Origin of the sequence: Massilia sp. S19_KUP03_FR1 (assembly GCF_036688685.1) — a bacterium.
Classification (GTDB): domain Bacteria; phylum Pseudomonadota; class Gammaproteobacteria; order Burkholderiales; family Burkholderiaceae_D; genus JALYUM01.
On the sequence record NZ_JAQQPS010000015.1, the window covers coordinates 53,801 to 76,150 of the forward strand.

At 61.9% G+C, this 22,350-nt stretch carries 21 protein-coding genes and 1 pseudogene; 14 read left to right on the forward strand and 8 right to left on the reverse strand.

Going from position 1 to position 22,350, the window contains the following annotated elements:
- Position 1: 1 nt before the first annotated feature.
- Positions 2–355: a hypothetical protein gene (locus V6M87_RS17275; RefSeq protein WP_332877890.1), complete on the forward strand. Its 354-nt coding sequence runs from the start codon at positions 2–4 to the stop codon at positions 353–355.
- Positions 356–961: 606 nt separating this feature from the next.
- On the opposite strand, the gene V6M87_RS17280 is transcribed toward V6M87_RS17275, so the two are convergent.
- The gene (locus tag V6M87_RS17280; RefSeq protein WP_332877891.1) at positions 962–1,486 is read right to left on the reverse strand and encodes a hypothetical protein; all 525 of its coding nucleotides are present in this window, start codon (positions 1,484–1,486) and stop codon (positions 962–964) included.
- Between the two features lie 271 nt (positions 1,487–1,757).
- Between V6M87_RS17280 and V6M87_RS17285 the strand changes: the two genes are divergently transcribed.
- On the forward strand, positions 1,758–2,204 hold the full coding sequence (locus V6M87_RS17285) for a hypothetical protein (protein ID WP_332877892.1): 447 nt from the start codon (positions 1,758–1,760) through the stop codon (positions 2,202–2,204).
- Between the two features lie 167 nt (positions 2,205–2,371).
- Here V6M87_RS17285 and V6M87_RS17290 read toward each other — a convergent pair whose 3' ends face one another.
- Complete coding sequence (locus V6M87_RS17290; protein ID WP_332877893.1) at positions 2,372–5,077, reverse strand: TonB-dependent receptor; 2,706 nt, start codon at positions 5,075–5,077, stop codon at positions 2,372–2,374.
- A 357-nt stretch (positions 5,078–5,434) separates the two neighbouring features.
- Between V6M87_RS17290 and V6M87_RS17295 the strand changes: the two genes are divergently transcribed.
- Complete coding sequence (locus tag V6M87_RS17295; RefSeq protein WP_332877894.1) at positions 5,435–5,590, forward strand: hypothetical protein; 156 nt, start codon at positions 5,435–5,437, stop codon at positions 5,588–5,590.
- A gap of 74 nt (positions 5,591–5,664) precedes the next feature.
- On the forward strand, positions 5,665–5,859 hold the full coding sequence (locus tag V6M87_RS17300; RefSeq protein WP_332877895.1) for an NAD(P)-binding domain-containing protein: 195 nt from the start codon (positions 5,665–5,667) through the stop codon (positions 5,857–5,859).
- Positions 5,860–5,867: 8 nt separating this feature from the next.
- On the opposite strand, the gene V6M87_RS17305 is transcribed toward V6M87_RS17300, so the two are convergent.
- Positions 5,868–6,623, reverse strand: coding sequence for a FadR/GntR family transcriptional regulator (locus V6M87_RS17305; RefSeq protein WP_332877896.1), 756 nt, complete (start codon positions 6,621–6,623; stop codon positions 5,868–5,870).
- Positions 6,624–6,759: 136 nt separating this feature from the next.
- Between V6M87_RS17305 and V6M87_RS17310 the strand changes: the two genes are divergently transcribed.
- From V6M87_RS17310 to V6M87_RS17320, 3 genes are all read left to right on the forward strand, one after another.
- On the forward strand, positions 6,760–7,677 hold the full coding sequence (locus V6M87_RS17310) for an SMP-30/gluconolactonase/LRE family protein (RefSeq protein WP_332877897.1): 918 nt from the start codon (positions 6,760–6,762) through the stop codon (positions 7,675–7,677).
- Entirely contained in the window at positions 7,678–8,577 is a 900-nt protein-coding gene (locus V6M87_RS17315) for an aldose 1-epimerase (protein ID WP_332877898.1), read from the forward strand.
- Positions 8,578–8,674: 97 nt separating this feature from the next.
- Positions 8,675–8,800 (forward strand): hypothetical protein, encoded by a 126-nt coding sequence (locus V6M87_RS17320; protein ID WP_332877899.1) that lies wholly within the window; start codon positions 8,675–8,677, stop codon positions 8,798–8,800.
- A 262-nt stretch (positions 8,801–9,062) separates the two neighbouring features.
- Here V6M87_RS17320 and V6M87_RS17325 read toward each other — a convergent pair whose 3' ends face one another.
- Positions 9,063–10,640 (reverse strand): GGDEF domain-containing protein, encoded by a 1,578-nt coding sequence (locus tag V6M87_RS17325; protein WP_332877900.1) that lies wholly within the window; start codon positions 10,638–10,640, stop codon positions 9,063–9,065.
- 273 nt (positions 10,641–10,913) lie between these two features.
- On the opposite strand from V6M87_RS17325, the gene V6M87_RS27275 reads away from it, so the two are divergent.
- The 5 genes and pseudogenes from V6M87_RS27275 to V6M87_RS17350 all read left to right on the forward strand — a co-directional run bounded on the left by V6M87_RS27275 (position 10,914) and on the right by V6M87_RS17350 (position 14,271).
- On the forward strand, positions 10,914–11,219 hold the full coding sequence (locus tag V6M87_RS27275; RefSeq protein ID WP_442920608.1) for a recombinase family protein: 306 nt from the start codon (positions 10,914–10,916) through the stop codon (positions 11,217–11,219).
- A 261-nt stretch (positions 11,220–11,480) separates the two neighbouring features.
- Positions 11,481–13,107 (forward strand): annotated as a pseudogene (locus tag V6M87_RS17335) (DUF4158 domain-containing protein); the annotation flags it as partial.
- Positions 13,108–13,350: 243 nt separating this feature from the next.
- On the forward strand, positions 13,351–13,710 hold the full coding sequence (locus tag V6M87_RS17340; protein WP_332877901.1) for a DUF2384 domain-containing protein: 360 nt from the start codon (positions 13,351–13,353) through the stop codon (positions 13,708–13,710).
- A gap of 53 nt (positions 13,711–13,763) precedes the next feature.
- Positions 13,764–14,090 carry an RES family NAD+ phosphorylase gene (locus V6M87_RS17345; protein WP_332877902.1) on the forward strand — a complete coding sequence of 109 codons (327 nt, stop codon included), beginning with the start codon at positions 13,764–13,766 and terminating at the stop codon, positions 14,088–14,090.
- Positions 14,068–14,271: an RES domain-containing protein gene (locus V6M87_RS17350; protein ID WP_332877903.1), complete on the forward strand. Its 204-nt coding sequence runs from the start codon at positions 14,068–14,070 to the stop codon at positions 14,269–14,271. The genes V6M87_RS17345 and V6M87_RS17350 overlap by 23 nt, the downstream gene beginning before the upstream one ends.
- Positions 14,272–14,458: 187 nt before the next feature.
- On the opposite strand, the gene V6M87_RS17355 is transcribed toward V6M87_RS17350, so the two are convergent.
- The 4 genes from V6M87_RS17355 to V6M87_RS17370 all read right to left on the reverse strand — a co-directional run bounded on the left by V6M87_RS17355 (position 14,459) and on the right by V6M87_RS17370 (position 19,770).
- Positions 14,459–15,679: a DUF4861 family protein gene (locus V6M87_RS17355; RefSeq protein ID WP_332877904.1), complete on the reverse strand. Its 1,221-nt coding sequence runs from the start codon at positions 15,677–15,679 to the stop codon at positions 14,459–14,461.
- Between the two features lie 31 nt (positions 15,680–15,710).
- Positions 15,711–17,579 carry a glycoside hydrolase family 28 protein gene (locus V6M87_RS17360; RefSeq protein WP_332877905.1) on the reverse strand — a complete coding sequence of 623 codons (1,869 nt, stop codon included), beginning with the start codon at positions 17,577–17,579 and terminating at the stop codon, positions 15,711–15,713.
- Complete coding sequence (locus tag V6M87_RS17365; protein ID WP_332877906.1) at positions 17,576–18,916, reverse strand: glycoside hydrolase family 28 protein; 1,341 nt, start codon at positions 18,914–18,916, stop codon at positions 17,576–17,578. The genes V6M87_RS17360 and V6M87_RS17365 overlap by 4 nt, the downstream gene beginning before the upstream one ends.
- A 152-nt stretch (positions 18,917–19,068) precedes the next feature.
- Complete coding sequence (locus V6M87_RS17370) at positions 19,069–19,770, reverse strand: FadR/GntR family transcriptional regulator (protein WP_332877907.1); 702 nt, start codon at positions 19,768–19,770, stop codon at positions 19,069–19,071.
- Positions 19,771–19,901: 131 nt separating this feature from the next.
- On the opposite strand from V6M87_RS17370, the gene garD reads away from it, so the two are divergent.
- Positions 19,902–21,470, forward strand: coding sequence for a galactarate dehydratase (garD, locus tag V6M87_RS17375; protein ID WP_332877908.1), 1,569 nt, complete (start codon positions 19,902–19,904; stop codon positions 21,468–21,470).
- Positions 21,471–21,510: 40 nt separating this feature from the next.
- Entirely contained in the window at positions 21,511–22,338 is an 828-nt protein-coding gene (locus tag V6M87_RS17380; protein WP_332877909.1) for an NAD-dependent epimerase/dehydratase family protein, read from the forward strand.
- The last annotated feature ends 12 nt before the right edge of the window (positions 22,339–22,350 follow it).

Consider the following 22,350-nt stretch of genomic DNA (forward strand, 5'->3'; position numbering starts at 1 on the left):
CTTGCTGGTCATGCAGATCAAATCAAATGCATTTGCGAAGCTCAACTTTGTCGAATACGACAGCCACTATAGCTTCGCCACCCGGCTGAAGCACGACCTACTCACTCGCAGCGCCGGCTATGTGGCGGCCGATCGCCGTGAAAAAAAATATGTTGTCATGACGGTCAATGCCGGACAGTACATGTGGACGAACGTTGAAGCCTATCCAAAAATGGGCGAGATGAACCGGTCCAACAAGTTCACGATTGCCGCCAACACGATCACGCATATCGGACAGCTTGACATCTTTATCGCCGACATGCGCTACACCCTGAATGTCACCAGCCTGGCCGACCCGCATCTCTATTCCAAATAAAGCGGGATATCCCATGAAAACATCGACAGCATGGATCACACTTGCCGCTGTACTGGCCCCCGGCGGTTGCACGCAGACTTTTACCATCTGAACGGCGGGCGCGGTGTCAAACACGCCAGGGCGCGACTGTGTATTCCAGGTAACGGCGGCAGTGCACTGGAACGGGTCGTTCGCGAATTGGCTTTGAACGCCAAGTAGATTGAAACCACGATGGAACGCTCATTGAGCGATCACGGTTGGCCAAATTCGCTACGCTGGTTTCTGGTTCAGGGTCTTGTCGATTTTGTACCTTGGCGATTCATTCAAACGCCTGACGAAATGGCGTTTGCAGCACATGCGTTCAGTCGCGAGGACGTAAGTGAAGGCGAGGTGTTTGTATTTGCCGGGCGTAGGGATTGCGATGATTTTGCTGGCCTGGAGGTAATTGGCGGCCGGATCACCGAAAAAGTCGTGTACTGTATGTTGCCCGATGTTGCAGGAGTCCGCTCTAGGTCGATTCCGGCCTATGGCAGTGGCCGCTCGATTCTCGACCTGACAACCTGCTATGCTGCCCTGAAGGGCCGGGATCGGCCCAAACCAGACGTTCCCAATGCCGAAGCGAAGACATCAGGAGATCGGCTTGGCATCGTGTTGCTGAGAAATTTCAGGACGATATCTCTGCTCAAACTCTGCTCGAGTGGAAACGCTTTCCCAGAGCTTCGAAATATAATCGAATTCCTGTTCGAATGGCTCCTCGAAGGCGGGAATGTCGGTCGCGTATTCGCAATTTCGGCTTAGCATTACAAGCCACGTTGGGTATCCCAATTTTGGATAAAGCCGCGTTAACGCTGCGTCGATGGAATGAACTGTCTCTTTGCCCTGAAGGTAGGCGTTCCGCAGCCGCCCAATGTGTTTCCCCGCAGCCAAGTGGTCATCGAGAGCGTTGTTGCCAACGTACCGCTCAACGATGATTTCGACTATTGGCAACACCTCATCGCGCCCTCGTGCACTCACCAGCAAGACTATCTCAAGATCGTTGCCTTCTTCGTCCAAGGTCAACCGGTCCACGGCCCATTCGACACATGCGGCACCGTCACCATAGCCGAAACGTAGTTCAAAATAATACACTTCAAGCTGGGCAATTTTGTGCACGGTTTCTCATCGCTTTACACCATTTTTAAGAAAGCTCAACGTCCGGTCTAGGCCGAAATCGGAGTTCTGCATTCGGACGATTGTACCGTACAGGTACACCCATGCGAGGCGCCGTCATCGAGACAATTTTCGTGTCTCACGCGGGTTGGTACAGCACTTTCGAGACATCGTCACCCGCTTGTCCAGAACCGAACGAGACGATGACCATAGCCTTCGGGTGCTTTCAATTAGCGCGAACAAGCCACTATGGAATGCGAGCCGGCGCCGGCGATTGCAAGCGCATTTGCAGTTAATTCGAGCCCAAAGCGGCGTCGAATGCGAGCATGGCCGCTTTGAAACGCGAGCCGTTACAGCGATTGATCGCGCCGCCGCTGTTCGGGTTGCCGCTGGCAAACCTGCGCAACCGATCCGCTTCGACTGCGGCACGGCGCTGGCGACATCGCCTATGACGAGGCGCCGGTCGCGCTCGCACGCTGCCGCCGCCGTGGCGGTCGCGGCCAGCCTGACCACGACGTTGTCGCTGCAAGCGCTGGCCCGGTTGACACGCGCAGATCAACTTGCTGACACGCCCCTTTCAAGAACGCACAGCGTCATCGCCAATGGCATCGCCATGCCTCAGCAGGAAAATACGCAAGGACGCAGCGCGCCGCGCAATCGACCGTCGGCGCAGCGCCGGGCCAACGAGACGTTGCCGGCTCAGGCTGATCGTGGTTGGTGAAAGCGCCAGTGCATGCTGCATGCGGTGACTGCAAGCGCAGTGCGGGTCGGTCGTTGGGAGAGGAGAGGGCAGATGCGGGGAACGGGAAGCTGCACGGTCGCGCTGGACCGTGCGGCACCCGGCATCGCTGGCGTGCAGCGATGCCGGGTCAAATCAAGCTGCAACCATCAGAAGTTGTAGGTCAGGCGCAGGTTGTAGGCGCGGCCGATCGGGCTGGCAGCGCTGCTCAGGTAGCCGAAGGTGTAGCCACTGTGGTTCGTCACCGGCGGCTTCGCATCGAGCAGGTTGGTCACACCGGCCACCACCACGATATTCTTGAAACCCTTGTAGGTACCGGTCAGATTCCACACCGAGTACGGCTCGATGTCGCGGAAGTACTCCGCCGCCACCAGGTTCTGGTCGTGGTAGCCCGAGTTGTAGTTCTGCGTCAGTTGCGCACCCAGGTCACCATTGTTCCACTGCAGTTTCAGCGTGTGCTTCCAGCGGAAGGTGATGATCGGCAGGTTGCTGGTGGTGCCGTTGCTGGCCAGCCCGAAGCGGCCGATGTTCGAGACGTACTCGCTGTCTTTTTCGAGCTGGTTGTCGAACTGGGTCAGATAGGTGCCATCGAGCTGGATCTTGAAGTCACCGGCCGCGTTGCGGGGAAATGCATAGGAGCCCGAGACGTCGATCCCGGCCGCCTTTTGCCCGCCCAGATTCATCGTCGTGTTCTTGATGTAATTGATGGTGCCGTCGGCATTGCGTACGAAGTAGGACGCATATTTGGTCGGATTCAAGAAGTACACCTGCTCCGGCAAGTTCGCCAGCATGTCCGTCATGCGGATGTTCCAGTAATCGACCGAGACGGTGAGGTTCTTGGCCGGTTCGATCACCACGCCGAGGGTGAAGCCCTTCGATTTTTCTGGCACCAGGTCGGCGTTGCTGCCGGTCTGCTTGGGCAATGCCACGTTGCACACTGCCGATGCCACGTAGCCGGCCACAGCCTTGCCACTGCCGGTGACGGCCGGCGTAGCGCTCGGGCACAGTACCGGGTCGTCCCATTTTGCACTGGTCAGGCCGGTCGCGCCCGGCAGGCGGTAACCGTAGCGGTCGAACAGCGTCGGCGCGCGAAAGCCGGTGTTGGCCGAACCGCGGAACATCAGGCTCTTGAGCGGCTCGTAGCGGAAGCTTGCCTTGGGATTGATGGTGTTGCCGAAGTCGCTGAAATGGTCGTCGCGCACCGCGAAGTTGAGGTCAAGCGCCTTCGTGATGGGAACGTCCAGCTCGGCAAACAGCGCAGCGACGTTGCGCGCGCCCTCGCCGTGCGAAGGGCTCGAATTGGCGTAGGTGACGATCGAGGTGATGCCCAGTTTGTTGTCCTCGGTGGTGTCGCGGTGGAAGTCGGCGCCGACCGCCAGGGCCAGCGAGCCGCCGGCCAGTTGCATCAGCGTGCGGCTGGCGGTGACGTCGATGCCGGCGAAGGTGCTCTTCGAGTCGCGGTTCTGGGCGCCATCGACCGCAATCGATTTCAGGTAAGCCTGTCCAGCAGCGTCCTGCAGGCCGAAGGGATTGAGCGAGCCGTTGGCAAGGCCGGTGATCAGGCCGGGACCACTGACGTAGCCGGAGTCATAGTAATTTTTGCGTGTGCTGACGCCATACACGAGGCCAGCCTTGTAGTCCCAGTCGCCAATGCGGCCATCGTCGCTGATGGACAGGCGCTGGTTGACCTGCACGTCCTTGGTGACAGCCAGGCCGAGGTCGGCCACGCTCCAGGTGACGATCAGCGGCTCGCCTTTCAGGCCGGCCACGGCCGGCACGCCGCCGCTGGCGCCCGGATACCACTTGCTGGTCGCCGGCACTGTGGCATTGATACCGTTCGGTGCCAGGCTGGTGCTTGGATTTTTGGTGCCAAGAATGTACTCCTGGCCGCGCATGAAATCGATGCTCAGGCTATGGTCGTCGGAGAAATTTTTGGTGCCGCGCGCATAAAACGTCACTTGCTCGTTGGCATACAGGGCGGTGCCGTATTCGTTGGCGTCGAGGATACAGGTGCTCTTGGCGCCCTGGATCGAATACGGGCTGGTGCAGCCGCTTTTGTAGTAGGGGTTCTGGGCGGTCTTGTTGGCGCTGGTGGTGAAATTGGCCGGCGACGCATAGCCGCCGCTGCCCAGGGTCGGCGCGCGTCCGATACTGGTGAGCAGTTCGTTTGAGCTCAATTCGGCGCGGTCTTTCGAGGCCAGCCGGCTGCGGCGGTGGCCGTCGATGGTCGCGTAGACATTCCAGCCGTCGGTGGCCAGGTTGCCCTTGCCGAAGGTGATGGTGGCGCGCTGCTCGTCGCCGCCGCCTTTTTTTTCCGGCTGGATGTACTGCGCCGTCAGCGAGGTGCCCTCGAAGGCATTTTTGGTGATGAAGTTGACCACGCCCCCAATCGCATCGGAGCCATAGATCGACGATGCGCCGTCGCGCAGGATCTCGACCCGCGCCAGCGCGCTCATCGGGATAACGTCCAGGTTGGCGTAGCCGTCGGCAATCGCCTCATTGGCCAGGCGGCGGCCGTTGAGCAGCACCAGGGTGCGGTTCACGCCCAGGCCGCGCAGGTTGATGTTGGTGCCGGAGCCGGCGTTCGACGGCGCCAGCGACGCCGACTGTGGCAAGGCCATCATCACATCAGCCAGGGTGGTCATGCCGCGCTGCGCAAATTCCTCGGCCTTGATGGTCGTTACCGGCAGCGCCGCTTCGGTGGCCAGGCGCTTGATGCTCGAACCGGTCACTTCGATGCGCTGCATCGGCGCTTCGGCTTCTTGTGCAGCCGCCTCGTGCATCATCGTGAGCACCGCGAGGGCGACCGATGTCAGGGCCAGTCGGGACTGGGAAAAATGGGGGTGGTGTTGCATGACGTTGTCTCCTGCTGATTATAAGTAGGTGGGAATTCGCCTGCCTCTTCTAGGGCGGCTCTGTCAGGGCACCTCGCGTCCCCTGTGCCACTGCGACGAGGGCCGGCAGACGGGCTGCGGCCGAGGTCAAAGGTGGTCAATTATTCCAACACTGTCGCTGCATTGCGCACTGCAGATAGGCAACAAGTTGAGTAGATAGTATGTCATACGACGTCCTATCACAAGTAATGTCTTTGCCGCTGCTGTGTTTTTGTCACACTCGCCCAAACTGTCGCTCAAAGCGATTGTTTTTCCCGCTGTATATTGCTAGTATTTTAAGGTACGACAACAGACAACAAGGGAAAAGTTGCACGTGGTTTGGACTTGCGCTGCGAAGAACAGCTGTGCGTGCTGTTGCAGGTGAAAACCGCGCACGCGCTGGCGAACATCGAGGTGATTGCCGCCGTCGACAGCGACGGCATCCTCGCACGCGGCGCCGAAGCGCCCGCCGCCAGGTTCAGGCCGCTCGCGTAAGCAGCGTTCGCCGGTTCTTCAAGCTACGGTGCTTCAGGCTATTTGACTCGTTCAACTATGCAGGCGACAGCAGCATGCGTAAAGTGGGATTGATTGGCCTTGGCGTCATGGACTTGCCGATGGCGGCCAGCCTCGTCAAAGGCGGTCACCAGATGTTCGCGCACCACCGCAAAGCGCTGCCGGCGCAGCTGGCCGGGCAGGGCGTGGCGCGCCAGGCCGACATCATCATGCTGCTGCCTGTTACCGCGCACGTCGCCCCGGTGCTGTAACGCGACGCTTACGGCAGCTTGCCTTCGATGAGTTCCTGCGCGCGCCGCAGGCGTTCGCGGCTGTTGCTCAGGTGGGTGCGCATGGCCGCGCGCGCCGATTCGGGGTCCTTGCGGCTGATCGCATTGAACAGGTCTTCGTGCTCGTGGATCACGCGCTCCATGTAGGCGGCCGGCTCGTCCTGGGCCAGCTTGGCCGAGTTCACGCGCGAGCGCGGAATGATGTTGGTGCCCAGGTGATTGAGGATGTCGTGGAAGTAGCGGTTGCCCGACGCCTGCGCGATCAGCAGGTGAAACTGGACGTCCGACGCCACCGTTTCGCTGCCATTGCGCGCGCAGGTCTGGAAGTTGTCGAGGGCAGCGCGCAGCTGCTGCAACTGGGTGTCGCTGCGGCGGCTGGCGGCCAGCCCGGCCGCTTCGGTCTCGAGGCTGATGCGCAGTTCGAGGATGGCCAGCACGTCGCGCATGGTGACGACCGTGTTCGGGTCAATGCCCAGCGTGGCCGCTGCCGGCGGCGGCGGCTCGAGCACGAAGGTGCCGATGCCGTGGCGCGTCTCAACCATGGCGGCCGCCTGCATGTGCGAAATGGCTTCGCGTACCACCGTGCGGCTCACGCCCAGGATGCGCATAAATTCGGCTTCCGTCGGCAGCTTGTCGCCCGGTTTCAGCGTCCCCGCGCGGATGCCATCGCCGATGTACGCCACCACGCCCTGGGCGAGGTTGCGGTGCTTCTTGGGGGGCGCGGAGGGGATCGGTGTCGTGGTCATGGGCTCGTTCGGAACGGGGTGTGTCAAGGGCTGTCGTTGCTATTTGAAAGTGCGCTGATTATACTACCGCCAGTGTTGTACGACGACCGATATCATTCCGGTTGCATCATTTTCCAGCAATTTTCAAAAGGCAGCCATGGCAATTCTAGCAAGTATCGGCACCACACCATCCATCGATCGCGTCGGCGACATGGCCTGCGTGGTCGGCGAGAGTCCGCTGTGGTGCGCGCGCCACGCCCACTGGTACTGGGTCGATATTGCTGGCCGCGCGATCTGGCGCTTCGATCCTGCCGCCGCCACGGTACGCTCGTGGCAGAGCGCAGAAATGGTCGCCTGCATCGCGCTCGACGAGCAGGGCGACCTGGTGGCCGGCATGGAGAGCGGCATCTTTCGGCTGCGCCTTGACGAAGCTGGCGCGGCGGTCGAGGCGACGCGCCTGGCCACGCCGGCCGTGAGCATGGCCGGCATGCGTTTTAACGACGGCCGCTGCGATCGCCAGGGGCGCTTCTGGAGCGGCACCATGGCGCTCGACCCGGCGCTCGACCCGGCCTGCGGCAATCTGTATCGCTACAGCGCGCACGCCGGCATCTCGGCGCCGCTGGTTTCAAACCTGGTGACGCAGAACGGGCTGGCCTGGTCGCCCGACGGCCGCACCATGTACCTGTCCGACTCGCACGCCTCGCGCCGCCTGGTGTGGGCCTTCGATTACGACATCGACAGCGCCACGCCCAGCGGCCAGCGCGTGTTCGTCGACATGAACCGGCATCCCGGGCGGCCGGACGGCGCCGCCATCGATGTCGACGGTTGTTACTGGACCTGCGCCAACGATGCCGGTCAGCTGCACCGCTTCACACCGGCGGGCAAGCTGGACCGCTCGATCGCGCTGCCGCTGGCCAAGCCGAGCATGTGCAGTTTCGGCGGCGCCGACATGAAGACGCTGCTGGTCACGTCGATCAGCGCCGGCGCGCCCGCCGGCGACCTGCTCGCCGGCGCCGTCCTGATGCTCGACGCCGGCGTCGCCGGCATGCCCGAGCAGCGCTTCGCCGGCGCCTGAATGCGCACGCTCACGCTGCGCAATGATTTTCTGCGCGCCGAGATCCTGCCCGAGATCGGCGGCGCCCTGGCGCGCCTGGACGCCATCGGCGGGGCGGGTGGCCCGGTGCCGGTGCTGCGCCCCTTGGTGTTCGACGGCAGCGTGCCGCGCCCGAACCAGCTGGCATGCTTTCCGCTGGTGCCATGGTCGAACCGGCTGGCCGGCGGTTTTACATTCGAAGGGCGCAGTTACAGCATTGCTCCCAACCGCGCCGGCGACAGCTACCCGATCCACGGCGACGGCTGGCTGCTGCCGTGGCAGCTTGTGCAGCAGGATGCCACCAGCGTGGCGCTGCTGCTCGAGCACACCGGTGGCGCGCCGTTCTCGTTCTTGGCGACGATGGACTATGTGCTCAGCGACGCCAGCCTCGTGATCACGCTCGAGGTGCGCAACAGCGGCGACTGCGCGCTGCCGTTCGGCCTTGGCCTGCATCCGTGGATGCCGCGCAGCGCCGGCGTGACGCTGCGCGCGGCTGCGCGCGAAGTCTGGCTCGGCGGCGCTGACAAGTTGCCGGCAGCGGCCGTGCCGGTTCCCGCCGCGTGGTGCTTCGACCAAGCCGGCCCCTTGCCGGCAAGCGCGCTCGATAACGCCTTCGCCGGCTGGGACGGCTGCGCCGAGATTGCCTGGCCGGAGCGCGGCTTGCAGTTGCGGATCGAGACCGATGCCAGCTACTACATCGTGTATGCCCCGGCGGGCGGCGATTTCTTTTGCTTCGAGCCGGTCGACCATATGATCAACGCCCACAACCTGCCCGGTGGGCCAGTGCGCCACGGTCTCACCGTGCTGGCGCCGGGCCAGCGCTTGCGGCGCCAGTTCACGTTCAGCGTCGAGCAGTTGCATGGCCGCGAGTCGGCCTTGTAATTGCTAATGCCAGCTGGCTAATGTGGTCAGGCGACATTAGAATCATCGGAGAACGACAGTACTGACGCGCGACGCGCAACACCATCCGGAGGCCACTTTGAAAACCAGGCAAATTGCAATGCGGCCAGCGAGCGCGCCGCGGATCGTCAATCTACGTGCGCTCGTCGTCAAGTTCGCGGCGCGCGATATTGGCGACGCCGGTATTGCCCTGTTTGGGGTCTGAGGTGCAGTGGAACGGTTATGCAAAGCTTTCCATAACCGTTCTTATGGAAAGGATATTGTTATGCGTAGTAAACTGACCTGGGGCGACGGCGACGCCTGTTTCGCCTGGTTGGGGGGGAATAGGGAAAACGGGAAAAATCGCACGCTACTCCTCGATGGCGCGACTGTTAAGTTTATTCCCCCCCCCGCTAAAACAGTTCGCTTTTTGCTTCTAAGCAGACATTTGGAAGCGCTATCGAATAATCTTAGTCCGTACGATTGGGTTAGCTAAGCGATAACGTGTCTGGCACTGATCGCAGCGCGAAGCCGTTTCTCCCGGCGCGTTTGGCTTCGTAGAGCGCACTGTCCGACGCTTCCATCAACGCGGCAACGCTACAGCTGCCGTTGGCGTTAGCGGCGATGCCGATACTGGTAGTGACCGCAAAGCTCAGTTCACCGAGGACGAATGTCGGCTCGATCGTGACAAGAATTTTTCTTGCCAGTTCTGAGTTCGCAGTGTCGTCCTGCAGATTTTCGAAAATTACCACGAACTCGTCGCCGGCCAGGCGAACGACTGTATCGGTGACGCGAACCGCAAGCTTGAGCCGCCGCGCGAACTCAATTAATACCTGATCACCGACGCCGTGGCCATATGAATCGTTGATATGTTTGAAGTGGTCGATGTCGAGATACGCTAACGCTAGATGTTGCTTATTTCGACGCGCCCGCGCTAACGCAATGACCATCGTTTCTTCAAACATGCGTCGGTTATAAAGACCAGTCAATGTATCCGTGTGAGTCAGTCTGACAAGCTCGTTTTCCGCCCCCCGTCGTTGCTGAGAAAGTAAAAAAAACGCTCTGCTCAATTCGCCGAATTCATCGCGGCGGTCGACATCGAAAACCTCAATGTTAATACTACCTCCAGAAATGTTCGCAACGTGCTGGCGTAAAGCACCCAACGGCAGCAACAACCGCATAATCGCGAGCCAGCCGAGCAGACCTGCAGCGATTGCCACAAAGCCAGATGCTAGCAGGGCTTTTCCGCGCATATCGATTAATGGCGCGAACGCTTCGTCCATCGGGTAGACTGCGCCAAGTATCCAGTCCGTACGAAACAGTCGCTTGTATGTAATGAGCGACTTGACACCCTTTTTAGAACTGCCCTCGACCCACCCTTCAAAACCATTCATCGCCGCTAGCGTCGACGGAACAGCGCCCCCCACCTCTTGTTTAACGTTCATCAGGATTCGCTGTTGATCGGGATGGTGAATGATAATTCCTTGTTTCGTGAGCATGAACAGATAGCCGCTCTTGCCAGATTTCAGCGTCTCGAGTTGGCCGAAGAAACGTGGCGTCTGCAGGTCAATGGCTCCCAATATGATGTAGATCAGTTTGCCACTGGCATTGAACACGGGTTCGGTTATTACAACTACAGCTTTCTTGGACAAACTGCTTTGAAACGGCGCCGATATCACACCTTCGCGATTTGCTACGGTATCGAGAAAATATTCACGCTTCCCAAAATTAGATCCGCCGATGGCACGCCTGTCGTTGAGATTTGCGATCAGGTTACCCGTCGCATCAAGGGCGATCATGTTAAAAAATTCATCGCGCAAGCTGTGATGAGCCTCGAAGAACTGCTGGATCGCCAACGGTGCGCTGTAATCGCCCAGACTCAATTGCTCGCCCATCGACGCCATGAGCGTTTTTTTCGATGAGAGGTCTTCGTCGATATAGGAGGCGACACTGGACAGTAACGAAACCTGCTGATCGCCAACTACGGCACGCATCTGCCGTTCCGCAAGGTGCAAGGAAACATAGGCGACTAATGCCGCTGCCAGCAATACAAAGAAAATCACCACTACGGTAAGTCGTGACCTGAGCGTCCCGATTCGGACTAAGGTCTTTATCATATATGTCAATCGAAAGAATGAAGTTTACTAGATTGAGGATGGCCAGGTCTTGCCAAAAGCGGACTGTCGGAAAACAGTTGTTTGGCGACAGATCTATATGCGAATCGTAAAGCTTACACGTGAAGGCATGGGGAAGGCGTGAAAATGTGCGTAAAACTATGTCGTCATGATATAGCATACACTAACTGCACTTCACAGGTTTTCCGTATGATTCTTAGGAACATGCGAGTTTCGTCCGAGTCAGACCGCCAAAACACCAATTTGCAGCGCGACGCGCTGCTGGCGACCGGTATCGATGCCCGGCACCTGTACGAAGATCGCGAGTCCGGTGCCAAGGATGATCGGCCCGGCTTGGTCCAGGCGCTTGAATTCGTGCGGCGTGGTGACGTGCTTGTTGTCTGGAAGCTGGACCGGCTTGGACGCTCTCTGGCGCACTTGCTCACCATCGTGAACACGCTGAAAGACAGGCAGCTTGCCTTTCGTTCGCTCACCGAAGGCATGGACACCACGACCCCATCAGGTGAATAGCTGTTCCATGTATTCGGCGCGCTCGCCCAGTATGAACGCGCGTTGACCAGGTAGCGCGTGAACGCCGGGCTCGCAGCCGCGCGTCGGCGCGGCCGCGTCGGTGGTCGTCCGCAAGCGATCGCCGGTGAAAAACTGGACTCCATCATTGTCTCCCTGAACAGTGGCATGTCCAAGGCTGCTGTGTGTCGAACCTTCGGAGTCAAGCGCACCCCGCTGATTGAAACGATCGCAAGAATCGGCGGAACTGGGACAACGTAACGCATGCCGCGCCGCTGTATTATCTCCGCGGCGGAGCTGGATAGCCTGCTGGCACTCCCAGAAAGCCCGGGCAACCTCATTCAGCATTACAGCTTCACCGAGTCCGATTTATCCTTGATTCGACAGCGGCGGGGCGACGCCAACCGGATCGGCTTCGCCATTCAGTTTTGTCTGCTGCGCTATCCGGGCTATGCGCTGGCGGTGGACATGCAGGTGCCGGACCCGATCATTCAGTGGATATTCCGCCAGATTCAAACCGATGCCACCGCTTGGTCAGAGTATGGCGTTCGCGATCACACGCGACGCGAACACTTTCAGGAATTGCGCGCCTACCTCAGCCTGTCCCTGTTCGGCCTGCCGGATTTCCGCAAGCTGGCGCATAGTCTTGCAGACCTCGCCAAGCAGACTGATAAAGGACGGGTGCTCGCAGTCCAAGCTTTGAGTACATTACGGCGGCTTAATACCATTCTACCGGCTCTGCCGGTGATCGAGCGGGCCTGCGCGGAGGCCGTGACGCGTGCCAACCGCCGCATCTATCAGGCATTGCTGGCGCCGTTACAGCAGCATCATCTGCGGGGATTGGATAATCTGCTCAACGTTGCGCCAGACCTCAATATGACTTGGCTGTTGTGGCTACGGCAGTCGCCGCTGAAGCCGAGCTCCAGGTATATGCGTGAGCACATCGAAAGCATCAAGATCTACCAGTCGCTCGCCCTGCCGGATGGGATCGCATGATCAAACTATTCCGTGCCGCCAAAAACAAACATCAGCAGGAATTTCAAAAGCAGGGAAATGGATTCAACGACAAAGTGCGGTTGTACTCGAAGGTCGGCCGCGCGCTGGTCGAAGCCAAAGTATCGGGCGCCGACCCGTATGCTTCCATTGAGGCAGTGCTCCCGTGGAACGAGTTCACGAAGAGCGTCACCGAAGCGGCACAGCTTGCCCAGCCACAAACGCTCGACCATCTATACCTGATCGTGGAGCGCTACAGCACGCTGCGCCGGTATACGCCTGAGTTCCTGGACGTGCTGAAACTGAAGGCGGCGCCGGCCGCGCAGGCTGTCCTTGATGGCATCAATGTGGTGCGTGAGATGAATATGACCGGCTCTCGCGAGGTGCCGGACGATACATCGATCGCTTTTGTTAAAGCGCGTTGGAAGCCTCTCGTCATCACCAACGAGGGAATCGATCGTGGTTTCTACGAAATATGCGTACTGTTGGAGCGTGAAAAACGCTTTGTGCTCAGGCGACATATGGGTACAGGGTTCGCGCCAGTTCCGCGACTTTGAATACTTACTGCCGCAGGAGAAATTCAGAACGCTTCGGCGGACACGGGCGCTGCCCATAGCGATCAATGCGGACTGCGATCAATCCCGACTGCGGCCAATATCTGCCTGATCGCGTGCTACTGCTTAACCAGCAGCGTGCCACGATCAACCGGCTTGCCCTTGCCAACTGACTGCCGGACGCGATCATCACCGATACCTGTCTGAGGATCACTTCGCAGGACGCGGTGGTGCCGAAGTCGGCACAGACGTTGATCGACCAGGTCAGCGCCCTACGAGCGCGCATCGAGATCACCAGTCTGCTGACGGAGGTGGACGACTGGACGGGATTTACTCACTACACGTAAAGAATCAGCCAGTTATTGCTTTTGCGTCTATGGTCATTTCTGGCCGTATCCCGGCTGACAACTCTACTCATCGCTGGCCGGGTCGCGTAACGGCCGCAGCTATCCTTGGCGAGAATAGGCGATGCACCGATATTCTCCCTCGCTGGCGGATGGCTGGCCATGATGGTGCCTACATTGTGAGGTTGAATAATTTAGAAATAGTGTAAAAATAGTGCATAAAATGTGCATCGAGGAGCAGTCATGGCTAACGCAAAAAGGGCCGTCCCAGTCGGCGAGGCAGTTCCCGTATTCGATCGAAACTTTGACGGTTTCATGAATTTCCTCAACTCCGAGGCCAGCCCGTCGATTTCCCCAAAACGATTCGGACTTGTTTTTAGGGTAGATATGCAGACCCTCGCGGCGCAGGCACACGTTCACAGGAACACCGTCAGGCTGGCACCGGACACCGAGACCATCCAGTCGCACCTGCGTGAATCGGTGCGAGTGATGCGCGCTGCTGCCGATATTTCCGGCAGCATCGAAAAGGCGATCTACTGGTTCAAGAATCATCCGCTGCCGACTTTCGACTACAAGACGCCGCAGGAACTCGTTTCAGAATAACGCACGGAAGCCCTCATCAAGTACATCCAGTCGCTCCAGGCCGGCTATACCGGATGATTCTCAACCCGCTCAACACTGCGGTCTACCGGGTCCATCAGCCGAAATGGTCATTTGCGCCGTCCTCGGGAGCCGGTGCCGGCACCTATGGCGGGCGCGCCAACAGGCCGGGTGTCAATGCGCTCTACTTGTCACTGGCGCTGGAGACCGCGCTGGCCGAGTACCAGCAGCTCGATACGCTCCTGCCGCCTGGGCTCATGGTCAGCTATAACGTAAGCATCTACGCCATCGCAGACTTCCGCGCCGGCTTTACGAGCGCCTGGGACGCGCTCTGGCAAGATTTTTTGCGACTGGCGGAACATGCATTTCAACCAAGGCATTGAACCCCCATCCTGGGTCATCGGCGACCAGGTCCTCGCTGCTGGCGCGAAGGGGATCCTGTTCAATTCCGCGATCACCGACGGCGCGAATCTTGTCATCGACACTGACGCGCTGACTGGCGCAGATGCCATCAACGTTTACGATCCGAACAACAATCACCCAAAGAACCAATTGTCCTGGTAGTAGCGATTTTCAGAAAAATTGACCAGGGCGCCTGCTGTCGAAGCAGCGCCCTGACTGTCGAATGTCGCCGGCATGGCGCGCCGCTGGTGCAACGCAGCCGATGTCGAGCTTGCACGGCGCGATCCGCTGGTGGCGGCCTTGTTCGGGGCGCCGCGGCCATCCTGAAACCGGACGCCGCGGCCGCAGTTCAAGGCGTGGCCGACAGGCGCACGGTAACGGGCGCGCGAACCCGCGCGGCCTGCTGCGCGACGTAGCGCTGCCACTCCTGCTCCGATGTAATCTCGCCCGACCCGACCCAGGCGGCGCCGACGTAGTAACGCAAGGGCTGACCGGCCCGCACCGGCGCCGTCATCAGGGCATTTCTCGCATCCTCCGCGTAGGCTGGCTGGCTCGCCGTCGGCACGATGACGGCGGTGCCGAACGCCCCTTTCGAGCGTTGCTCGACCCACTGGATCAGCGCGGCGTCCGCGGCCACCCTGGCAAAGCGCACCTGCGGTTGCTGGCCCTTGTCGGAAGGCGTCTTGTTGATGCCCACTGCAACGGTCAGCTGTTGCGGGCCGCTGAACGAGAAGGTGCTCTCGACCTGGTCAAAATAATGGCCGGCGTCGACGGTGAAGCGCTTGACCTCGGACACCTGCACACCGGCGGCGTCCCAGCTGTCGTAGCCGAGTTCGAAAATGGCGCGCACCGGCCCGTTGGCCAGCACCTTCCAGGTGCGGTAGTTGACCCCCACGTGCAGGCTGGTGCCGTCCCACACGCCGGTGCCGCCATTGCCACGACTGCCACTGACGTTGTACATATCGATGCCTTCGCCTTCGTCGTGGTGGTAATGGTCATGGCCCTTGTTGTACCAGCGGTCGACGATCGGGTAGGGCACCCGCTTGAACCAGATGTCCATCCCGCTCGCGACCAGCACTTCCTTGCCGGAGCCCGGCGTGGCCGGCGCGGCGAGCGCGGTGCCGTAGGTGCGGTGCGCGATCTTGTCGTTTTCCCAGGCGAAGTCGTCGAGCCGTTCCGGCACGTAGCGCGCGAACGCCTTGGACGGGAAGGGCGGCGACACCGTCGTGGTTTTTTCGATGGTGAAGGTGGCGCTGTTTTCGCCGGCGACGAAATCGTGCTGGAAAAACAGCTCGCCGTAGGCCACGCCCTCGCCGCGCGGATCTTTGACCAGCGGGGCGACGTTGGTCACCTGGTAAGGCAGCACCTTGCCGGTCGCATCCTTGACGACGATCTGTTGCAGCAGCGCGCCCGGCAGGTGCGCATTCACGCTGGCCCAGGCAATGGCGATGGTTTCGGCCGGGCGTGCCAGTGCGCCCGTGTTGGTGACGGCGACGGTAAGGCGCTCGGCGGCGCTGGCCAGGGACGAGGCGGCGGCGGCGGCGGCAAACAGCAAATGACGAATGTTCATGGGTGAAGTTTCCTGTAGTGGGACGCGTGGCTCAAGCCGACAGCGTGGTGTTGTGGACGCGGCCAGCGATGGTCACATTTTTCAGCGTCAGGCCCTGGACGTTATAGAGATACCAGGGCTTGGCCGTGTTGACAGGCGTGCCGAAATCGCAGTCGCTGATAGTGATGTCGTGCACCGGCAAAACCGCCGGCGCCGGCTGCGGGCCGTTGTAGTCGAAGGCGACCGGGCCGAGGATGATGATCGCCTGGAAGCACGACACCTGCTTGCCGCCCTTGGTGACATTGCCGACCCGGACGTTCGAGATGTGCACGTTCGATACCGCTGGCGGGCGCGTGCGCACGTTGTCGGCGCGTGGCGAATAGTCGCAGTCGAAAGTGACGACGGCGCCGGCGGCGGCCGCCACGCTGCCCGTTGCAATCGGTGAGCCAGGCAGCGAGGCGTAGAACGACGGACTGGTTTGCACGCCGTTCGGAATCGATATATTGCGCACGTAGAAATTGCGCAGGTAGCCGCCGCGGTTCATGTTGGTCTTCAGGCGGATCGCCGTGTTGAGCGCATTCGTGGCCCAATGGACGTTCTCGAAGACCAGGTCCTGGGCAAACACATTCTGGATGCCGCCCGCCATTTCGCTGCCCAGGGTCACCGCGCCATGGCCGCTGTGCATGGTGCATTTCTGGATCACGATGTTTTGCGACGGCCCGAACTGGGTGTCGAGGTCCTTGCCCGATTTGATGGCGATGCAGTCGTCGCCGGTGTCGAAGGTGCATCCTTCGACCAGCACATGGTCGCACGACTCCGGGTCGAAGCCGTCGCTGTTCGGTCCCAGGCTGTTGGCGTAGACATTGCGGATCACCAGGTTGCGGCAGTGCACCGGGTGGTGCTGCCAGAACGGCGTATTGGTCACCTGGTAGCCCTGCAGCAGCACGTTGGTGCAGCCGATCAGCTGGATCATCGGCGGGCGCAGGAAGTGGCCCAGGCCGAACGCCCGGCGCGCCACCGGCACGCCCGCTTCGGACAGCGCCGGCAGGTAGTTTTCGTCGGCGCGCCAGGTCTCGCGCTGGCCTTGAATCAGCAGGCGCTGCGCTTCGTCGAGCTGTGGCGCGATGGTCGCCAGCGAGGCCGGATTGAGCGGATTCGGTGTGCGCTGCGACGGCTTGTTGGCGGTGAAATTCGGGGTGCTGCGCTGGGCCAGCGCGTCGATGGTCTTGTCCTTGCCCTTCCAGGTCCACCAGCAGTCCTTGCTGCCTTCGAAGGGGATGCCGCCCTGGCCGTCGAGGATGCTGGTCCAGTCGTCGCCGGTCAGCGCGATGTTGTCCTGGCCGTGTGCATAGACCATCGGCGAAAAATTCAGGCAGTCGTTGCTCTGCCAGCGCGACAGCACCAGTTTGCCGTTGGCGCCGCAGTCGTAGTCGCCGTAGGTCGCATAGTGAAGCGGGTTGTTGCTGAAGTAAATGCGGGCGCCCGCCGCCAGGTGCACGTGGACGTTCGACAGCAGCACCAGCGGGCCGGCGCAATACCAGGTACCGGCGGCGATGAGCACGCGCCCGCCACCGGCCTGATGGCAGGCGGCGATGGCGGCGGCGAACGCCGGGTAGCAATCCTTCGAGTCAGCCGCCGGGGTGGCGATCTCGCCCTGTTCGTCCGACGAGTGCCAGCCCTTGACCATCACCAGTTTGCACGGCGCGGCGCCGAAGTCGGTCGCCAGGTAGTCGGCCTTGCGGCGCGGTACCGGCTTGGCCAGTCGATCGATGATCGCCTGGGCCTGCAGCCACGGGTCGGCGGCGACCTGATTTGCCGCCAGCGCTGCGTTGGCCGCCGGCGCCAGTCCGGCTGCGCCAAGGGCCTGGATCAAGCCGCGGCGTTTGCTGTTGATGGTCTCTCGCATGGTCTCTGTTTTCATTTTAGTTTGGTGGTGGAAGTTTGCTGCTGCGATGCTTGCCGTGCTGGCGGAAAGGGGATGAAGCGCGCGCTGCAATCGATGCCCTCGACGCCGGGCGCATTGAGCTGGCCAGACTGGCCCGGCCAGCCGCTGCCGATGGCGCTGAGGCGGGCAAATTCGATCTGCACCTGCGGCGTGCCGGCGACCACGACGTCGCCCATGGCGAGCAGAAGCGGGTGCTGCGCATCGTAGCCTTGCAGCAGTACCCGGCCAGGCGTGACGCTGTGCACGCGCTCCATCGAGATGGCCGAATACGAGGGGATCAGCGCGCCCGGCGGCTGCGCTTCATAGCGGGTGCCGATGGAGATGGGCGTCTTCACGTTGCGCAGGCAGACGTCGCGGTAGACGATGCCGTGCACGTCGCCGCCGCGCGTGTCGTTGCTCTTGATGCGCAGGCCCGCAGTGGTGCCGTCCATGGTCAGATCGTCGACCAGCACGGCGCGCACGCCGCCGTTGGTCTCGCTGCCGATCGACATGCCGTGGCCACTGTAAAAATGGTTGTGCAGGATCGAGATGTGTTCGCTTGGGCCGTTGTTGCCGGCCTTGATGGCAAGGTTGTCGTCGCCGGTGCGGATGAAGCTGTGGGCAATGGTGACGTTGCGCGACGAGATCGGGTCGATGCCGTCGGTGTTGCGCGCGTCAGGCGGGGTGTCGATGCGCACGCGCCAGGCAGTAAAGCCGTCGACCCGGTTCAGCGTCACGTGAAAGTTCGGTGAATTGCGCAGCGTGATGGCGTGCATGGTGAATGCGCGCGAGGCGCTCACTTCGATCAGGCGCGGCACGTTCTGGCGGCCCTTTTCCTGTTGCGCGCGGCGCGCCAGCTGCCACCACGATTCGGCCTTGCCGTCGACCAGCTGGCCACCACGGCCGTCGATCTCGCCATCGCCCATGATGCCGGCGCCGCTGGTATTGTCGGCGCTGATGAAAGGCCGGCAGCCGCGGCCGACGGCGTCGATGCTGCCGCAGGTGCCGGCGCCGCGGTCGTAGGCCATCGGGTCGCTGCTGGCATACAAAATGGCGCCGCCATCGATGACCAGCGTGACGCCGCTGGGCAGGCGCAGCGGGCCACTGGTGAAGCCATGCTGGCCGCCAGCGGGGGCCAGGTGCAGCGCATGGCCGGGCGCGCAGGCGTCGAGCGCAGCCTGGATGCGCGGCGCGTCGTTCGCGCCTGTTGCGGGCAGCAGCTGCGCGCACGACGATGGCATGCGCGGTTCGGTGACGGTGCGACTATCCTGGGCCGCGGCAGCAGTACAGAGCGAGAGCGCGAGCGCGCACAGCGTGAAAATCGGCAGCTTCATGTTTGTGTCCCCTGTTATGGTCGGCCGAGCGGATCGCACCCTGCGGGGGCGGTGGCTGCTCGTTGGCGCACCTCGCGTGCACCGTGCCGCTGCCGACGAGGGCCACCCGAAGGTGGCCGAGGTCGCAGGCGGGGATTGCAAAATTGCCGGACTTAGCCCCGCGAAAAGGTGCGGGTGACCCGTTCGAGGTGGGCGCGCATGGCGCGCTTGGCCTCGGCCGGGTCATGCGCCGCGATCGCCGCGACGATACGGCGATGATCGGCCAGCGTTTCGAGGCGCAGTTCTTCGGTCTGAAAATGCTGCTTGAGCTTGTGCCACATGTGTCCCCGCTGATCCCACAGATAGCTCATCACGCCGACCAGCGCACTGTTGCCGGTGGCCCGCGCGATGGCCAGGTGGAAGTTGCGGTCGGCCTGCTCGTTGCTCGACTTGTCGGCGTGCTGGCGCTCCATCTCCTCGACGGCGCGCAGGATGGCGTCGATCGCGCTGTCGGTGGCCATGCGCGCGGCGATGGCGGCCACTTCGGCCTCGATCAGGCGGCGCGCCGACAGCACTTCGAACGGGCCCGGGCCCGCTTCGCCGAGGGGCGCCTCGACGTCGGCGGCAGCGCTGACGTAGACGCCCGAGCCGCTGCGCACCTCGACCACGCCGCCCAGTTCGAGTGCCAGCAGCGCTTCGCGCAGCGACGCCCTGCTGACACTGAGCTTGATGGAGAGATCGCGCTCGGACGGCAGGCGCTCGCCGGGCGCGATGCGCTCGGCGCCGATCATCTGCACGATGCGGTCGGCGACGACGCGGTACAGGCGCGGTTCCTGGCTGGCCGGCTCGGGGAGTGGGGAAATTTTCTTGTTCATGGCGGTGTGATCGTGGTGACGGTTATTGTAAAGTGGTTAGACCAGTTTTTCAATGTGGACTAGCCAAATATTTTTTTTGCTGGCATACTTGCTTGGCAAAGCTTAGCATCAACCACGCCAAGGAACGTATCATGACCACTGCGACGCCCGCCGCCCCAGCCGCCATCCCCCGTTACATCCGCATGCACGACAACGACAATGTGGCCATCGTCGTGAACGACGGCGGCCTGCCGGCCGGCGCCGTGTTTGCCGACGGGCTCATTGTGCGCGAGGCGATCCCGCAGGGGCACAAGGTGGCGCTGGTCGACATCGCCGCCGGCGCGCCGGTGCTGCGCTACAACGTCGCCATCGGTGCGGCCGCCAGGGCGCTGGCGGCCGGCAGCTGGGTCGCCGAGGCCGAGGTGATGATGCCGCCGGCGCGCGAACTTGACCACCTGCCGGTCTGCACCAGGGCGCAGGAATTGGTCGAACCACTTGCCGGTTACACCTTCCAGGGCTTTCGCAATGCGGACGGCACGGTCGGCACCCGCAACATCCTGGCCATCACCACCACGGTGCAGTGCGTGGCCGGCGTCGTCGAGCATGCGGTCGCGCGCATCAAGGCCGAACTGCTGCCGCGCTATCCGAACGTGGACGACGTGGTCGGCCTCGAACACACCTACGGCTGCGGCGTGGCGATCGACGCGCCGGGCGCCGAGATCCCGATCCGCACGGTGCGCAACATCAGCCGCAACCCGAATTTTGGCGGCCAGGCCATGCTGGTCAGCCTCGGTTGCGAAAAACTGCAACCGGCCCGGCTGTTCCCGAAAGGCAGCATCGCCATCGTCGGCAATGGTGGCGAGCCGTCCCACGTGTGCCTGCAGGATGAGGCCCATGTCGGCTTCATGTCGATGATCGAGTCCATCATGAAAATGGCCGACGCCCAGCTGGCCCGGCTGAACCTGCGCCGCCGCGAGACGTGCCCGGCGTCCGAGCTGATCGTCGGCATGCAGTGCGGCGGCAGCGACGCCTTCTCCGGCGTCACCGCCAACCCGGCCCTCGGCTTTGCCACCGACCTGCTGGTGCGGGCCGGCGCCACCGTGATGTTCTCCGAGACGACCGAAGTGCGCGACGGCATCGATCAACTGACCGCGCGCGCGGCCTCGCCGGCGGTGGCCGACGCCATGATCGCGCAGATGGCGTGGTACGACGCCTATCTGACCAAGGGCGGCGTCGACCGCAGCGCCAACACCACGCCGGGAAACAAGAAGGGCGGCTTGTCGAACATCGTCGAAAAAGCCATGGGCTCGATCGTCAAGTCCGGCAGCATGGCCATCTCGGGCGTGCTCGCGCCCGGCGAAAAGCTCACCAGCAAGGGCCTGGTGTATGCCGCGACCCCGGCCAGTGACTTCATCTGCGGCACCTTGCAGCTCGCTGCCGGCATGAACCTGCACGTCTTTACCACCGGCCGCGGCACCCCTTACGGGCTCGCGGCGGTACCCGTCATCAAAGTGGCGACCCGCACCGCGCTGGCCACGCGCTGGCACGACCTGATGGACCTCGACGCCGGCCGCATCGCCAGCGGTGAGGCCAGCATCGCCGATGTCGGCTGGGACCTGTTCCACATGCTGCTCGATGTCGCCAGCGGTCGCAAGACCTGGGCCGAACAGTGGAAGCTGCACAACGCGCTGGTGCTGTTCAATCCGGCGCCGGTGACCTGATGCGGCGCGCCCTTTCTTTCATCCTTACTCCTTTACGACCATGACTACACAATCTATTGGCAAGCCCTTCAAACGCATCCTGCTGACCGGCGCCGCCGGCGGCCTGGGTACCGTGCTGCGTGAGCGCATCGGCGCCTGGGCCGAAGTGGTGCGCCTGTCCGATCTGACCATCGACAGTCTGGGCGCGGCACGCCAGGGCGAAGAGATCGTTCAATGCGACCTGGCCGACAAGGCTGCGGTGCTGGCGATGATGGATGGCGTCGACGTGGTGCTGCACTTCGGCGGCCTGTCGACCGAGTATGCGTTCGATGACATCATGCAGGCGAACATCCTCGGCACCGCCAACATCTACGAGGCGGTCGACAAGTGCGCCGTCAAGCGGGTGGTGTTCGCCAGCTCGAACCATGCGGTCGGCTTTTATCGCACCACCGACGTCATAGATGCCGATGCGCCGACCCGTCCGGACACCTTCTATGGCGTCAGCAAGTGCTTCGGCGAATCGCTCTCGCGCTACTACTACGACCGCAAGGGCATCGAGACGGTCTGCGTGCGCATCGGCTCGTCGTTCCCGGAGCCGAAGAACCGCCGCATGATGACGACCTACTTCAGCTACGACGACCTGGTCGAACTGCTGCGCTGCTCGCTGTTCGCGCCGCGCGTGGGGCACACCATCGTGTTCGGCCAGTCCGACAATGCCGGCAGCTGGTGGGACAACACCAAGGCGGCCCACCTCGGCTTCAGGGCGAAAGACAGTTCGAGCCAGTTCGCCCACCTGTTCCCGGCCACCGCCGAGTATCCGGAGGCGGGTGACGTGACGACTATTTATCAGGGCGGCCCGTTCGTGCTGAACGGGCCGCAGTACAAGTAAGCGCGTGCAATG

Excerpts from the sequence above, each read along its gene's own strand:
- V6M87_RS17310 (WP_332877897.1), top strand. The coding sequence starts at position 6,760 with ATGGCAATTCTAGCAAGTATCGGCACCACACCATCCATCGATCGCGTC.
- V6M87_RS17350 (WP_332877903.1), top strand. The coding sequence starts at position 14,068 with ATGCATTTCAACCAAGGCATTGAACCCCCATCCTGGGTCATCGGCGAC.
- V6M87_RS17345 (WP_332877902.1), top strand. The coding sequence starts at position 13,764 with ATGATTCTCAACCCGCTCAACACTGCGGTCTACCGGGTCCATCAGCCG.
- garD (WP_332877908.1), top strand. The coding sequence starts at position 19,902 with ATGACCACTGCGACGCCCGCCGCCCCAGCCGCCATCCCCCGTTACATC.
- V6M87_RS17315 (WP_332877898.1), top strand. The coding sequence starts at position 7,678 with ATGCGCACGCTCACGCTGCGCAATGATTTTCTGCGCGCCGAGATCCTG.
- V6M87_RS17360 (WP_332877905.1), bottom strand. The coding sequence starts at position 17,579 with ATGAAAACAGAGACCATGCGAGAGACCATCAACAGCAAACGCCGCGGC.
- V6M87_RS17355 (WP_332877904.1), bottom strand. The coding sequence starts at position 15,679 with ATGAACATTCGTCATTTGCTGTTTGCCGCCGCCGCCGCCGCCTCGTCC.
- V6M87_RS17290 (WP_332877893.1), bottom strand. The coding sequence starts at position 5,077 with ATGCAACACCACCCCCATTTTTCCCAGTCCCGACTGGCCCTGACATCG.
- V6M87_RS17365 (WP_332877906.1), bottom strand. The coding sequence starts at position 18,916 with ATGAAGCTGCCGATTTTCACGCTGTGCGCGCTCGCGCTCTCGCTCTGT.
- V6M87_RS17305 (WP_332877896.1), bottom strand. The coding sequence starts at position 6,623 with ATGACCACGACACCGATCCCCTCCGCGCCCCCCAAGAAGCACCGCAAC.
- V6M87_RS17370 (WP_332877907.1), bottom strand. The coding sequence starts at position 19,770 with ATGAACAAGAAAATTTCCCCACTCCCCGAGCCGGCCAGCCAGGAACCG.
- V6M87_RS27275 (WP_442920608.1), top strand. The coding sequence starts at position 10,914 with ATGCGAGTTTCGTCCGAGTCAGACCGCCAAAACACCAATTTGCAGCGC.
- V6M87_RS17340 (WP_332877901.1), top strand. The coding sequence starts at position 13,351 with ATGGCTAACGCAAAAAGGGCCGTCCCAGTCGGCGAGGCAGTTCCCGTA.
- V6M87_RS17380 (WP_332877909.1), top strand. The coding sequence starts at position 21,511 with ATGACTACACAATCTATTGGCAAGCCCTTCAAACGCATCCTGCTGACC.
- V6M87_RS17300 (WP_332877895.1), top strand. The coding sequence starts at position 5,665 with ATGCGTAAAGTGGGATTGATTGGCCTTGGCGTCATGGACTTGCCGATG.